This is a genomic window from Sulfitobacter sp. TCYB15 (genome assembly GCF_040435955.1).
Taxonomy (GTDB): domain Bacteria; phylum Pseudomonadota; class Alphaproteobacteria; order Rhodobacterales; family Rhodobacteraceae; genus Sulfitobacter; species Sulfitobacter pontiacus.
Genome location: NZ_CP159193.1, coordinates 2410785 through 2424444 on the forward strand (window position 1 = coordinate 2410785; position 13660 = coordinate 2424444).

At 61.5% G+C, this 13660-nt stretch carries 14 protein-coding genes; 5 read left to right on the forward strand and 9 right to left on the reverse strand.

What is annotated here, in order from left to right:
• Positions 1-16 precede the first annotated feature (16 nt).
• The 3 genes from ABM428_RS11515 to ftsY are packed head-to-tail and all read right to left on the reverse strand — an operon-like array spanning position 17 to position 2756.
• Positions 17-622, reverse strand: a complete 606-nt coding sequence (locus tag ABM428_RS11515; RefSeq protein ID WP_132997344.1) for an inner membrane-spanning protein YciB — start codon at positions 620-622, stop codon at positions 17-19.
• 12 nt (positions 623-634) lie between these two features.
• Positions 635-1537, reverse strand: a complete 903-nt coding sequence (locus ABM428_RS11520; protein WP_005854206.1) for a DMT family transporter — start codon at positions 1535-1537, stop codon at positions 635-637.
• Positions 1538-1559: 22 nt separating this feature from the next.
• A complete protein-coding gene (ftsY, locus tag ABM428_RS11525) occupies positions 1560-2756 on the reverse strand; it encodes a signal recognition particle-docking protein FtsY (protein ID WP_132997345.1) in 1197 nt (398 codons plus the stop codon).
• Positions 2757-2900: 144 nt separating this feature from the next.
• On the opposite strand from ftsY, the gene ABM428_RS11530 reads away from it, so the two are divergent.
• Positions 2901-3752 (forward strand): lytic transglycosylase domain-containing protein, encoded by an 852-nt coding sequence (locus ABM428_RS11530; RefSeq protein ID WP_353628352.1) that lies wholly within the window; start codon positions 2901-2903, stop codon positions 3750-3752.
• Between the two features lie 30 nt (positions 3753-3782).
• Here the strand turns inward: ABM428_RS11530 and ABM428_RS11535 are convergent, their stop codons facing one another.
• Positions 3783-5495: an NAD(P)H-dependent oxidoreductase subunit E gene (locus tag ABM428_RS11535; RefSeq protein WP_132997347.1), complete on the reverse strand. Its 1713-nt coding sequence runs from the start codon at positions 5493-5495 to the stop codon at positions 3783-3785.
• A gap of 170 nt (positions 5496-5665) precedes the next feature.
• On the opposite strand from ABM428_RS11535, the gene ABM428_RS11540 reads away from it, so the two are divergent.
• Both ABM428_RS11540 and ABM428_RS11545 read left to right on the forward strand, forming a co-directional pair.
• On the forward strand, positions 5666-6679 hold the full coding sequence (locus tag ABM428_RS11540) for an alkane 1-monooxygenase (RefSeq protein WP_353627959.1): 1014 nt from the start codon (positions 5666-5668) through the stop codon (positions 6677-6679).
• 32 nt (positions 6680-6711) lie between these two features.
• Positions 6712-7107, forward strand: coding sequence for a hypothetical protein (locus ABM428_RS11545; RefSeq protein WP_353627960.1), 396 nt, complete (start codon positions 6712-6714; stop codon positions 7105-7107).
• A gap of 3 nt (positions 7108-7110) precedes the next feature.
• Here the strand turns inward: ABM428_RS11545 and xseA are convergent, their stop codons facing one another.
• Complete coding sequence (xseA, locus tag ABM428_RS11550; protein ID WP_353627961.1) at positions 7111-8646, reverse strand: exodeoxyribonuclease VII large subunit; 1536 nt, start codon at positions 8644-8646, stop codon at positions 7111-7113.
• An 84-nt stretch (positions 8647-8730) separates the two neighbouring features.
• Here xseA and purD point away from each other — a divergent pair, with 84 nt between their 5' ends.
• The gene (gene purD / locus ABM428_RS11555; RefSeq protein WP_353627962.1) at positions 8731-9996 is read left to right on the forward strand and encodes a phosphoribosylamine--glycine ligase; all 1266 of its coding nucleotides are present in this window, start codon (positions 8731-8733) and stop codon (positions 9994-9996) included.
• An 87-nt stretch (positions 9997-10083) separates the two neighbouring features.
• Here the strand turns inward: purD and ABM428_RS11560 are convergent, their stop codons facing one another.
• Positions 10084-10836, reverse strand: a complete 753-nt coding sequence (locus tag ABM428_RS11560; protein ID WP_353627963.1) for a VCBS repeat-containing protein — start codon at positions 10834-10836, stop codon at positions 10084-10086.
• The gene (locus tag ABM428_RS11565; RefSeq protein WP_005854231.1) at positions 10836-11159 is read right to left on the reverse strand and encodes a 2Fe-2S iron-sulfur cluster-binding protein; all 324 of its coding nucleotides are present in this window, start codon (positions 11157-11159) and stop codon (positions 10836-10838) included. The genes ABM428_RS11560 and ABM428_RS11565 overlap by 1 nt, the downstream gene beginning before the upstream one ends.
• Before the next feature lie 384 nt (positions 11160-11543).
• On the opposite strand from ABM428_RS11565, the gene ABM428_RS11570 reads away from it, so the two are divergent.
• On the forward strand, positions 11544-11912 hold the full coding sequence (locus ABM428_RS11570; RefSeq protein WP_240790820.1) for a peptidoglycan-binding domain-containing protein: 369 nt from the start codon (positions 11544-11546) through the stop codon (positions 11910-11912).
• Here the strand turns inward: ABM428_RS11570 and ABM428_RS11575 are convergent.
• Both ABM428_RS11575 and ABM428_RS11580 read right to left on the reverse strand, forming a co-directional pair.
• Positions 11909-12667, reverse strand: a complete 759-nt coding sequence (locus ABM428_RS11575; protein WP_132997354.1) for an ABC transporter ATP-binding protein — start codon at positions 12665-12667, stop codon at positions 11909-11911. The two genes, ABM428_RS11570 and ABM428_RS11575, sit on opposite strands and share 4 nt — an antisense overlap.
• Entirely contained in the window at positions 12664-13656 is a 993-nt protein-coding gene (locus tag ABM428_RS11580; RefSeq protein ID WP_132997355.1) for an iron ABC transporter permease, read from the reverse strand. The genes ABM428_RS11575 and ABM428_RS11580 overlap by 4 nt, the downstream gene beginning before the upstream one ends.
• Positions 13657-13660: the final 4 nt, after the last annotated feature.

Below are 13660 nucleotides of genomic sequence, written 5' to 3' on the forward strand. Positions count from 1 at the left end.
GGGGCTGGCCCCCGTCCTAGTTTTCGTCTTTTTCCAAACCATAGGTCTGGAACAGCCGCCCTTGCGTCATGAAAAACACAAACACCGCCGCCGTCAGCCCGAATGTCTTGAAATACACCCAAGTCTCGGTGCTGGCAAAGCGCCAGATCAGCTCGTTCGCGAGCGCCAGACCGAAAAAGCACAGCATCAGCCGTTTGGTCAGGATCATCCAGCCGGCGTCATTCAGAGGCATCATCTCCTCCATCACGAACTTGAGATAGGATTGCCCCCGCGCCAGACCGATCGCGAGCAGCACTGCAAACAAAAGGTAGATGGCGGTCGGCTTCATTTTAAAGAACCTCTCGTCATTCAGCCAAACCGACAGGCCCCCGAACAATGTCACCAGAATGACTGTGGCAACCTGCATGCGGCTGATCTTGCCCGTCAGCGCCCACAGCGCGCCCGTCGAGAGGATCAACAGCGGCACAAAGGCCGCCGTGACCACGATAAAGCCGCTGTAGTCAGTGCCCCACAGGGTGAAGGTCTCGTCCTTGAAGCGCAGATAGGCGACAAAGAATATCAGCACCGGCCCGTATTCCAGCGCCGATTTGACGAAAGGGTTTATCTCGCGTGTCGTGCTCATCTTGCTCTCCAGTTATCCGCCCATTTCGACGATCACCGCGCCAAGCGCGATCAGCGCCATCAGGGCAATACGGCGCGGGCCTACGGTTTCTTTCAGCACCAACCATCCGATCAGCGCCGCAAACACGGTCGAGGTTTCACGCAGCACCGCGGCCTCGCCCACTTTGTCCAGACGGGTCGCCAGCATGATCGAGCCAAAGCTGAAAAAGGCGACAAAGCCACCGGCCACGCCACGGGTCATCAACGGGCCAAGCTCGGGGCGATCCTCCATCCGCAGCCAGCGGCGCGCGGCGATCACGGGCATGACCAACCCGTCGATCATGAAAAACCACGCCAGAAAGGTAAACGGGTTGTCCGTCGCGCGGATGCCATAGGCGTCGAACGTGGTATAAAGCGCCACGAAAAGCCCCGTCAGCACCGCCAGCCCAAGGGCCGCGTTCAGCGTATCGCGTTCGGACACGAGGTAGACAAAGTTATACAGCGCCAGCCCGAAGATGCCGGCCACCAGCACCGCAACGCCCAACCATTGCACGCCCGAAAAGCTCTCTCCAAAAATGAGGTAGGCGCCGATCACGGTGAACAAGGGCCCCGTGCCGCGCACCACAGGGTAGACGACCGTATAGGCCCCCTTGGTGTAGGCCCAGGCCTGTAACAGCTTGTACACAATATGGATCGCCCAAGCCCCGGCAAAAATGACCCACATATGGGGCTCGGGCCACGGCACGACAAACAGTGCAAAGGGGGCTGCCATCAGGCAATAGGAAAAGTCGATCGCCCCGCGGGTCAACCACGGATCATGCCGCCCTTTCTGAAGCGCGCCAAAAACGGCGTGCAGAAAAGCCGCGGCCAGCGCAAGCCAAAGCGCCGCTTGGTGCCCCGCTGCGGTGCCTTCAATCTGGCTGATCCATTCGGTCATGTCGCCGAACCTTTATGCTGCGTCACTGCGGGTCCAGCCCCATCAAGGCATCCGCAAACTCCTGCGGGTCAAAGGGCTGCAGATCGTCGATCTGCTCGCCCACGCCGATGGCATGGATCGGCAGCCCGAACTTATCCGCAAGCGCCACCAGCACACCGCCCTTGGCCGTGCCGTCCAGCTTGGTCATGACCAGACCGGAAACATCTGAAATTTCCTGAAAAACCTTCACTTGGTTGAGCGCATTCTGCCCTGTCGTCGCATCCAGCACCAACAGAGTATTATGCGGCGCGCTTGGGTCTTTCTTGCGAATGACCCGCACGATCTTGGCCAGTTCTTCCATCAGGTCGCCGCGGTTCTGCAATCGCCCGGCCGTGTCAATCAGCAGCAGATCAGCGCAGTCACGCTCCGCCTGTGTCATCGCGTCAAACGCAAGGCTCGCCGGGTCAGACCCCTGCCCTGCGGTCAATACCGGCACGTCGGCACGGTCGCCCCAGACCTGCAATTGTTCAACAGCGGCGGCGCGAAATGTGTCACCGGCGGCGATCACGACGTTCTTGCCCGCGGCTTTGAACTGGCTGGCCAGCTTGCCGATTGTGGTCGTCTTGCCCGACCCGTTTACCCCCACTACAAGCACCACCTGCGGTGTCTTGGCATAGATCGGCAAGGGCTTGGCAATCGGGTCCATGATCCGCGCGACCTCTGTCGCCATGAGGCGCTTGATCTCGTCCACAGACAGACGCTTGCCAAAGCGCCCCTCAGCCATATTCGCGGTGACGCGCAGGGCCGTATCCACGCCCATATCGGTCGAGATCAGCAGCTCTTCGAGCTGTTCGAGCATCTCGTCATCCAGCACACGCCGCACAACAGGGGCCGCGGCGCTGCGTCCCATCAAGCGGCCCATCAGACCGGGCTTGGCCGGTGCAGGCTCAGGGGTTGCGGGCACCAGATCGGGGGCCACGGGGGTCATCGTCTCGCGCAGCGGCACGGGCGCGGGCGTATCCTCTTCATCCGCGGGCATCGGTGCGGGTTCATCATCCACCGCTTCGGGCAATGCTTGGGCCGCGGCCTGCGGCGCATCCATCACCTGATCGACGGGAACTTCATCCACCGTTTCAGGGGTATCCGTCGCCCCGCCATCTTCGACAATCGCCTCAAGCCCCTCGTCGATCTTGGACGAGGATTTGAACATTTTGGATTTCAGCTTTTGAAAAAAGGCCAAGCGCGCTCTCCGAATTGTCAGGCGTTTTCTATGATCTATAGGCTCGACCCGCGGGATGGAAGGGCGACAAGAGCAATTGACAGCAAGGTGCCCGTCGCGCACCAAGTCTGCATGCGGTTTTTATGGGTGCTCTGGGTGATACTGATGGCTGGGGCGGCGCAGGCCGAGCCGGACCAGCGTTACTGTTCCAGCACCAAATGGGGCCATGCCCACTGCATCCGCCCTGCGCATTTCGTGTATGACACGTGCAACGCGACCAAGGTCTTTTCCGAGCGGCACGGGCTGGACAGCGGATTTTTCGCGCGGCTCATCTGGCAAGAAAGCCGGTTTGACCAAAACGCCTTGAGCCACGCCAATGCGCGCGGCATTGCGCAGTTTATCCCCTCCACCGCCGCGTTGCGCGGGCTGAAAGACCCGTATAATCCAGCTGACGCACTGGAACACTCTGCCCAGTATCTGGCTGAAATGACGCAGAAATACGGGAACGAAGGGCTGGCCGCGATCGGCTACAATGGCGGCGAACGACGTGCAGAGGGGTTTCTGGACGGCAAGGGGCTCGCCCCCGAGACGGTCGCCTATGTCCCCATCATCACCGGTCTGGACGCCGAGCAATGGCGCGATGCGCCGCCCAAAACGCCCGATTTCCGGCTATCGAAAACGCAACCTTTCCTTTCCGCCTGCTACGAGATGGCACGCAATCGTCGGGTGACCGCCCTAAAGGTGACACCCCCTGCCCCGGTGATCAAACCCTGGGGGGTTCAGGTATCCTTCGGGACCAGCAAGGACCGCGCGCGGGATAAAGCCAATGCCCAGACAGCAAGCTGTCGCAGCGCGGTGAAAGGACGGCGTCTGGATTTCCTGTTCAAGAAAAACCGCGTGTCGCGCCGCAAGGGATTCTACTTTGGGCAATACGGCAGCAACACCCGCACCGACGCCCAGCGCCTGTGCGACAGCATGCGCGCAACCGGGTGCACCTGTTTGGTGGTGCAGAACTAATTCCCCCTCTGGCGCGGTGGCTATCCCGTTCTAAACCTCGTCCGCGAAGTGTTTGATCACTAGGCGGATCGGGTTCGGCGCTGCCTGCCCCAGCCCGCAGATAGAGGCATCGACCATAGCGGTCGAGAGCTCTTCCAGCAGGGATTTATCCCAGCGGTCCGCCTGCATCAGCTTGACGGCCTTTTCGCAGCCCACGCGACAGGGGGTGCATTGCCCGCAGCTTTCATACTCAAAAAAACGTAGCATATTCAACGCTGCGGCTTTGGCGCTGTCTTGGTCCGACAGCACCACGACAGCTGCAGAGCCGATGAAAGACCCGTGCGGCTGCAATGTATCAAAGTCGAGTGGTATATCATCCATCGCAGCGGGCAGCAGCCCCGAGGATGGCCCACCCGGTTGATAGGCTTTGAACCGGTGCCCGTCGGCCATGCCACCCGCAGCCTCGATGACATCGGTGATCGTGGATCCCGCAGGCAGTTCATACATCCCCGGTTTGGCAACGCGCCCGGATACCGAATAGCTGCGCAGGCCCTTACGCCCGTTCTTTTCCGTGCTGCTCAGCACCTCGGGCCCTTCGCGGCAGATGCGCGCCACCCAATGCAGGGTTTCAACGTTATGCACCAAGGTGGGCCGACCAAAGATACCCACCTGCGCCACATAGGGGGGACGGTGCCGCGGCAGCCCACGCTTGCCCTCGATGCTTTCAATCATCGCGGATTCTTCACCGCAGATATAAGCCCCCGCACCGCGCCGCAGATCAATGTATCCTGCGGGAACAATGCCTGCAGCCTCGAGCGCCGCAATCTCTGTCCGAAGGAGCGCGAGCACCTGCGGGTATTCGTCCCGCATATAGAGGAACACTTTCTCTGCCTCTACGGCCCAGGCAGCGATCAGCATCCCCTCTAGGAAAAGATGTGGGACGCGTTCCAGGTACCAGCGATCCTTGAAGGTGCCGGGCTCCCCCTCATCGCCGTTGACCGCCATATAGCGCGGGCCCGCATTATCCCGCACGAACCCCCATTTCTTGCCCGACGGGAAACCAGCGCCGCCAAGGCCCCGCAAACCAGCGTCGAGCAGGTTTTGCTGCACGTCCTCCCAATCGCCGTCACGGCGCAGTTTCTTGAGCGCCTCATACCCCCCGCCAGCGACATAGGCGTCGAAAGCTTCGTAGTCGGGCACATGCACATGGGTATCGCCTGCCGCGATGACCTGCTTCACCTTTTCCAACGTTGCGTGGTCGACAAAGTTATGCCCGATCTCAAGCGCCGGTGCCGTATCACAACGCCCCATACAAGGCGCACGCACGACACGCACCTCTGACGCGTCCAACCCATCTTCCAGTGCGGTTTTCAACGCCTGCGCACCGGCCAATTCGCAGGACAGAGAATCGCAAATCCGTATGGTCAACGCGGGCGGTGGTGTTTCCCCCTCTTTCACCACGTCAAAATGGGCATAGAACGTTGCGACTTCGTAAACTTCGGCCATGCTCATGCGCATTTCTTCGGCCAAAGCGCGTAGGTGCGCCGCAGAAAGATGCCCGAATTTATCTTGAATAAGATGCAAATGCTCAATCAGCAGATCGGCGCGTCGCGGTTTATCCGCCAATAGGGCGCGCACCTCATCCCACGCGTCCTCTTGCAGCTGGCGCCCCTTGGTGTGGCTACGCCCCTTACCCTTGCCGGATTTCCACACACCTTTGCGCGGTGCGTTTGCATCTGAGGTATCATGATTATCCAACGCCATCGGGCTGCCCTTTTGTATCGCTTTCGCATCACGCTATCAAAGCCGCATCAGCTTGCGCAGAGTAAAAGCGACCAATCCGCAGCACTTTACGCGGTACCTGCGGCGACCTAGGCCCTTTTCCACGCGCCGTTTCGCGTATAAGAAACACGGGTCCCCAGCGGAGCCGCCCTATGTTCTGGTACAGCATCGCCAGCCTGACCCCAGCGATATTTCTGTTTCTCGCCTGTCTACGCGGCGGCCCCTGGCCCCTGATCGCGCTGCTGTCGATCACTGTGGTCGTGTTTTGCCTTGATAGGCTATCTCGCCGACTGCCAGTGCGAAACTCTTCGGGTCGTGTTCTAAGCCTGACACTGGGCGCTGTGCATTTCACGCTTTTACCCCTTGGGGTCTGGGCGCTGGGCGCAAGCGACGCGTTGAAGGTGACCGACAAGCTGTTGATTTATATCGGGCTTGGTCTGTTTCTTGGCCAGATCTCGAACTCCAACGCGCATGAGCTGATCCACGCCGCATCGAAATGGCCCCGACGGATCGGCACCGCAATTTATTGCAGCCTTTTGCACGGCCATCACGTGTCGGCCCACCTGCGCGTGCATCACATCTACGTCGCAACGGAGCATGATCCGAATTCGGCCAGATTGGGCGAAGGCTTCTATACCTATGCCCTGCGCGCCCTAAAAGGCGAGTTTATGGCCGGGCTACGGGCTGATACGCGGCAGCGGCGTGGAAAACGGCACCTGCTGTCACACCCTTATGTCACCTATGTCGCCGGTGCGTTGATCACCCTCGCCGCCAGCTTTGCAGTGGCCGGAGCACGCGGGGTCGTTGCGATGCTGGCGCTGGCGGTCTATGCGCAAATGCAGCTGTTGCTTTCCGACTATGTGCAACACTATGGCCTGCGCCGCAAAATATCCGAAAATGGCAAGCCCGAGCCCGTGGGCCCGCAGCATAGTTGGAATGCGCCTGCGTGGTATTCCTCGGCGATGATGCTGAATGCGCCGCGCCATTCGGACCATCACATGCGCCCCTCGCGCGCCTTTCCGGCGCTAAAGCTGACACCTGGCACCATGCCGATGCTACCACGATCCCTGCCGGTGATGGCAGTGCTGGCGCTGGTCCCACCGCTGTGGCGTCGGGTGATGGACCGCCGTGTTGCGCGTTGGCAGCCGGTTCGCGATCAAGACTAGATCACGCCTCGGGTTTCTGGCACGCTGCGGCTATGAAACAGCTTGCCCTGATCCTCGCCCTGACACAGGCCGCCCCTCTGGCCGCGCAATCCATGATGTCGGCGGCAGAATTTGACGCCTATACACGGGGCAAAACCCTGTTCTACGCCCAAAACGGAGAGACCTACGGTGCGGAGCGGTATCTGAGCAACCGGCGCGTCGAATGGTCCTTTCTGGACGGTGAATGCAAGTCAGGCAGCTGGTACGAAGATACGGGAAAGATTTGCTTTACCTATGACGAGAACCCGACACCCCAGTGTTGGCGCTTTCGCGAAGGGGCGTCCGGGTTGATCGCGCAGTTCGAAAACGACCCGACCACCACCGAGCTTTACGAGGCGCAAGACAGCGGTCAGGATTTCACCTGCCTCGGCCCGAAAGTAGGGGTCTAAGACCTAGAAGAGGCTGCCTTGTTCGGGCGCTTTCTTGGGGGTCTTTTTGGGCGCCGCCCCGCCGCCGATCTTCATCTTGCCGTCGATAAATTCAATCTCGAGCGCCGAAGCATCCTGCGCCGCCTGCTTGGTTGTCACCACGCCCCCGTCGCCGCGCACCACGGCGTACCCCCGTGCCAACGTCGATTTATAGCTCAGCATTTCATGCAGACGGTCAAGCCCTGCAATCTGTTTGTGCCAGCCTTGGGTCTGCCGTTGCCCGGCATCTGAAAGTCGCCGCGCAAGCGATTGAAAGGCTTCCTCTTTCCGCTTGCGGTCCTGCTCAAACGCGTCGGGGCGGAAACGGGCGATCAAACCCTCAAGACGGCGCTTTTGCTCGCGGCCCAATGCCTCGGGGCGGAAGCGATCGGCCAGGGCGGCCAGCCTGCGTTGCTCTGCCTGAATACTGCGGCGCAGGGTGGCAGGGCGCAACGCGCCAGAGATGTCAGAGAGATGCACCTTGCGTTTCTGCACACCCGCGGTCAGCGCCGGACCCAGACGGGCGCCGCGCATATCGAGCCGTTGGCGCGGACCATCAAGCAGGCTGTCGGGCCGAGGCAACGCGCGCGCCATGTCGCGCAACCGCTGGTCGCGGCGCGCAAGGCCCTGGCTGAGCGCTTGGGTCATCCGTGCCTCCTGCCCATCAAGCAGGGCGACAAGTTCATGGCGCACAGGCACCGCAAGTTCGGCCGCCGCCGTCGGTGTCGGCGCGCGCTTGTCAGAGACATAGTCGATCAGCGTGGTATCGGTTTCATGCCCCACCGCCGAAATCAGCGGAATGTCGGATGCTGCGGCTGCCCGAGCGACGATCTCTTCGTTGAACCCCCATAGATCCTCGACCGAACCGCCGCCGCGCGCCACAATCAACAGATCAGGCCGTGGAAGGGCACCCCCCGGGGTCAGCGCGTTGAACCCCACAATGGCCCGCGCGACTTCTGGCGCGCATTTCGCCCCCTGCACGGCGACGGGCCAGATCAGCACCTTGCGCGGAAACCGGTCGCGCAGACGGTGCAGGATATCGCGGATCACCGCCCCCGAGGGCGAGGTCACGACGCCGATCACCTCTGGCAGGTAGGGCAGCGGGCGTTTGCGTTCAGGGGCGAACAGCCCCTCGGCCGCCAGCGCCGCCTTGCGTTTTTCCAGCAACGCCATCAGCGCGCCCATGCCCGCGGGTTTGATATCCTCGATCACGATCTGGTATTTCGACTGCCCGCCAAAGGTGGTGATGCGCCCCGTGGCAATCACCTCCATCCCCTCTTCAGGTTGGGTTTCAAGCCGTGCTGACACGCCTTTCCAGATCACACCGGAAATAACCGAACTGTCGTCCTTGAGGTCCAGATAGATATGCCCCGAACGTGGCCGGCTGACACGCCCCACCTCGCCGCGAATCCGCACATGGCCAAATTCGCCCTCGATCACCCGTTTGATCGCGCCCGAAAGCTCGGTCACGGTGAATTCGGGGCTGTTCTGCCCCTCGCGCGGGTCGTCGATCAGATCCATCAGCGGTGTCTTTCCGTGTTTATCTTGTGTCGGGCTCAGTCCCAGCTTAGAACGCGCAGCAACCAAGGCCAAGGGAGTGCAACCATGAACATCCTCATTCTGGGCAGCGGCGGGCGCGAACACAGCCTGGCCTGGGCCGTATTGCAAAATCCTAAATGCGACAAGCTGATCGTGGCACCGGGCAATGCCGGAATCGCCGCCATCGCGGATTGCGCCAGTTTCGACATCAACGACGGGGCGGCGGTGGTCGGTTTTGTCGATGAAAACAACATCGATTTCGTCATCATCGGGCCAGAAGCCCCCCTTGCCGCAGGCGTTGGCGATGATCTGCGCGCTGCCGGCGTATTGGTGTTTGGCCCGTCAAAAGCGGCCGCGGCGCTGGAAGCCTCCAAAGCCTTTACGAAAGAGATTTGCGACGCCGCAAACGCCCCCACTGCCGCCTATGGGCATTTCACCGACGCAGAGGCTGCGCGGGCCTATCTGGCCGACCACCCTGCTCCGATCGTGATCAAGGCCGACGGCCTTGCAGCGGGCAAAGGCGTAATCATCGCCGAAACCGATGCGGAGGCGCTGGCCGCCGTCGATACGATGTTCGACGGCACCTTCGGCGACGCGGGCGCAGAGGTGGTGATCGAAGAGTTTATGGACGGCGAAGAAGCGTCCTTTTTTGTTTTATGTGACGGCGACACCGTACTGCCGATCGGCACAGCCCAAGACCACAAACGTGTCGGCGACGGCGATACCGGCCCTAACACCGGCGGCATGGGGGCCTATTCGCCCGCGCCGGTGCTGACCGACGAGATCGCCGAACGTGCGTTGGCAGAAATAATCCGCCCGACCATGGCCGAAATGGCCAAGCGCGGCACGCCCTACCAAGGGGTGCTTTATGCCGGTTTGATGATCAAGGACGGTGCCCCCCGTCTGGTCGAATACAACGCCCGTTTTGGCGACCCTGAGTGTCAGGTCCTGATGATGCGTCTTGGCGCGCAGGCTTTTGACCTGATGCATGCCGCCGCCGAAGGGCGGCTGAACGAGGCCCGCGTGAACTGGGCCGACGATCACGCTGTCACCATCGTTATGGCCGCGCAAGGCTATCCCGGAAGCTATGACAAGGGCAGCGTTATCAAAGGGTTGGATGCCCTCCCCGAAGACAGCCGCAACATGGTGTTCCATGCGGGCACCGCCAAGAAAGACGGGGCGATAACGGCCATCGGCGGACGGGTACTGAACGTCACGGCGCGCGGCGACACCCTGGCCGAGGCACAGGCACGCGCCTATGAGATGGTCGAGGCAATTGACTGGCCGGGCGGGTTCTACCGCCGCGATATCGGCTGGCGTGCGCTGTCCTGAGGGCGCGGCCTGCTGGTTTGACGCGACGGACCGGGGGCTCGCCCCCGGACCCCCAGGATTTTTAACCATTTGGAAGCAGGTCTGTGCTTAGTTTGGGCTGAGCGTACAGGCTTGGGCGGCGGCGATATTGCCGGCGGTGAAGGGCACGTCGAAGCTTCGCGGGCTTAGCGTTTTGCCGTCAAGCTGAAGGGCCACCATTTGCGATGGCGCACTGTGCTGCCACGGCATCTGCGCAAGGATCAATTCGGGGTGTGGGCCGCATGTGCGGATTCCCCCCGCGATTTCCGGATCACCGATGCGGTGGTTGGTGAACCCCTCTGCCGTAGCAATGACGGTGAGGCCGCTGTTATCGTAAGCGAGCAGCTGCACCGAACCGGACAGATGCGGGGTGACGACGATCGCGATCTCGAGCCGCCCATTGCCGGTGAAGTCCGCAGCACCAATCGGGGCAAGCCAGCGGTTTTTCCGCCCGATAAAAGGCGTCTGCGCGATGCGCCCGGACGCGCCATAGACCGCAAGCCGCGCACCTTTGGACTGATGGCTTTCAACCACGATCACTTCGGGTTGGCCATCACCATCCAGATCCGCAATCCGGGGCGATGTGTCTTCGAATACAAGGACTTGGGGCAAGATTATGCGGCGGCTGGTGCCGTCAGCCAAGCCCAGCGTCAGGCTGCCCCATTCGACCGCATCGCCCAATACGCCGTGATCATAGCGTGTGGTCGGATCACCAAAGCTAGCGCGGGCGATGTCTTGCGCAGAAGCGGGCAGCGCATTGATCACGCATGCCGCAACGATCGGCAAAAGGCGCGACGAGATATGTCGCGCCAGCCGTCGCATCAGATTTGCTTTTCGGGCATTTTCACGCGCAGGCCGTCCAGCGCGTCTGTGACCTTGATCTGGCAGGTCAGGCGGGACGTGGCGGGATCGGGCTCGAACGCGAAGTCGAGCATATCTTCTTCCATGTCGTCCTTGGCGGGCACTTTTTCGACCCAGTCGGGATCCACATAGACGTGGCAGGTGGAGCATGCGCAGGCACCGCCGCAGTCGGCCTCGATCCCGGGGATGTTATTGTCACGGGCCCCTTCCATGACGGTCAGGCCATTGGCCACATCGACGACATGTTCGGTGCCATTGTGTTCTACATAAGTGATCTTGGCCATCTGAATGCCCCTTCGAATTTAGAATTTCGACATATGTAAACAGCAGCCCGCGGCTTCGCCAGCCCCTTTTCACGGCTCAGGCAAGGGGATGGCATTATTCACATCCCTATGGGCCTATGATCTAGGCATTGCTGCGAAAAGCCGCTAGCCTGCGACGGACCCTTTGACCCGCAAGGCCCGGCTGTGCAGTATTTCTCCCGATCACATTTAGTTCAATTTGCCTGCGCATTTACGGTTCTCGTCTCGCTCGGAGCGTGTAATGCCGCCTCCCAAGACGCAGAGTCACCCGAGCCTGGCGTTCGCGAGGCGACAACCAAGGGCCCGGCAGGGGCTGCACCGGGCAGCTGTTGGGGGCGGACCGTATCACCTGCAGTGATCGAAACGGTGACGGAGCAGGTACAGGTGCAGCCGGCGCAGATCAGCTCTACCGGCGAGATCCAGTCGCTGCCGATCTACCGCACGGAAACACGGCAAAAGATCGTCTCCCCCCGTGTGGACAATTGGTTCGAGACCCCCTGCACCAGCGCGCTTACGCCCGACGTGATCGCAACGCTGCAACGCGCGTTAGAGGCGCGAGGGTTCTATGGCGGGGCCATTAATTCTGAGCTCGACGACGCGACACGGCGGGCAATGCGGGCGTATCAGATCAGCACTGGCGGGCCCGATAGCCCCGTTCTTGCACTGGCCACCGCGCGATCATTGGGTGTCATCGCAGTGGACATCCCCGGTGTTTCTCGGGACAGCAGCAGTTAAGAAACGACCTCAAGCGGTTGGAAAACAAACCCTTTTTCGGTGACTTCACTGAACGCAGTAATGCCAAAGACGGCTTTGACAATCTCTGTCGTCAGCGCCACCTGTGGCACGTCGTCTGCGACAACTGCGCCGTTGTGCAACACGATCAACCTTGTGCAATGCCGCGCTGCCAATCCCAGATCATGAAGCGAGACGAGCACCCCACGCCCTTGGCCCGCTGCTTTGGAAAAGCTTTCCATCGCGGCGATTTGATGGGCGGGGTCTAGCCCGGCGGTGGGCTCGTCTGCGATCAGCAAGGGTGCCTCTTGCGCGAGGCTACGGGCGATCAGCACGCGCGCCTGCTCCCCACCCGATAGCTGCGTGGCGGGACGATTGCGGAAGGTGTCCAAACCCATCTGCGCAATGGCACGATCTACGGCAGCCTGATCTTCTGCCTGTATTTTCTCCCCGCCCCGTAGATGGGGTGTGCGGCCCAGTCGGATGATCGTTTCAACCGTGACCGGCCATGCAATCTCGCGCGATTGGGGCATCCACGCGGCGGCGCGCCCGCGCATGCGCGGGGCAAGTGCGGCGATTGAACTTTGGCCCTCAGCGGGGATCAGTCCCAGTGCCGCGCGCATCAAGGTGGTCTTGCCGGCACCATTCGGCCCGACCAGGCCTACGACCTCGCCTTCACGTATGGTAAGGTTGATGTCGGATAAAACGGTTTTCCGCCCCCGATGAACAGAGAGGTTTTGCAGTGATAGCAGGGTCATAACCCTTCCCTCCGCGTGCGATAGATCAGGTGGAGAAACAGCGGCGCGCCCACCAATGCCGTCACAACCCCAAGCTTGAGATCACGGTCGGGCACCACAAGGCGCACAAGGATATCCGATGCGAGGATCATCGCCGCGCCGCCAAGTGTCGCGGCCCATAGCAGCGCCCCCGGTCGCGCGCCAACAAAGCCACGTAGCAGGTGCGGTATGACCAGCCCCACAAACCCGATCGCCCCCGCCACGGCGGTAGAGGCACCAACGACCGCCGCCGTACCGATAATGACCGTGAGGCGAAGCCGGAATAGGTTGATCCCCATCGCCTCTGCCGCGTCTTCGCCCAAGGTCAGCGCGTCAAGCCCGCGCCCGAGGGTCGCCAACAGGACACCGCCCCCAAGCAGAAAGGGCATCGCGATCCAGACATGGGTCATGGACCGGTCCGCCAGGGAGCCCATCATCCAGAATACGATCTCATTCGCCGCATAGGGGTTCGGCGACAGGTTCAGCACCAGCGAGGTCAATGCCGCAGCAAAGGCCGATATTGCGATACCAGCGAGGATCAGCGCCAGTGACGTGCCCCGAGGGCCTGCCAACAGCAGCACCAACAACACCCCCAGCAGCGCACCGCCAAGCGCCATTGCGGGAAGCGCGAGCGCTGCAAGCGCGGCCAGTCCGGTCTGTATCGCCAGCACAGCCCCCAACGCTGCAGAGCCCGAGACCCCGATCAACCCCGGATCCGCCAAGGGGTTGCGCAGATAGCCCTGCATCGCAGCCCCGGAAAGCCCCAAGGCACCGCCGATCATCACGCCCAATAGCGCACGCGGGAGCCGTATCTCGCGCATGACGGTGGCCAGCGAGCCGCCCTGCCCGGTGACCAACGCGTTCAAACTGTCGCCCACGGAAGCGCTGGACGGGCCAATCAACAGCGACCCGACAAATAACACACCCACAAGGCTGCCGAGACCAAGCGCCAGGACCGCTGACCGCCCCATCAGC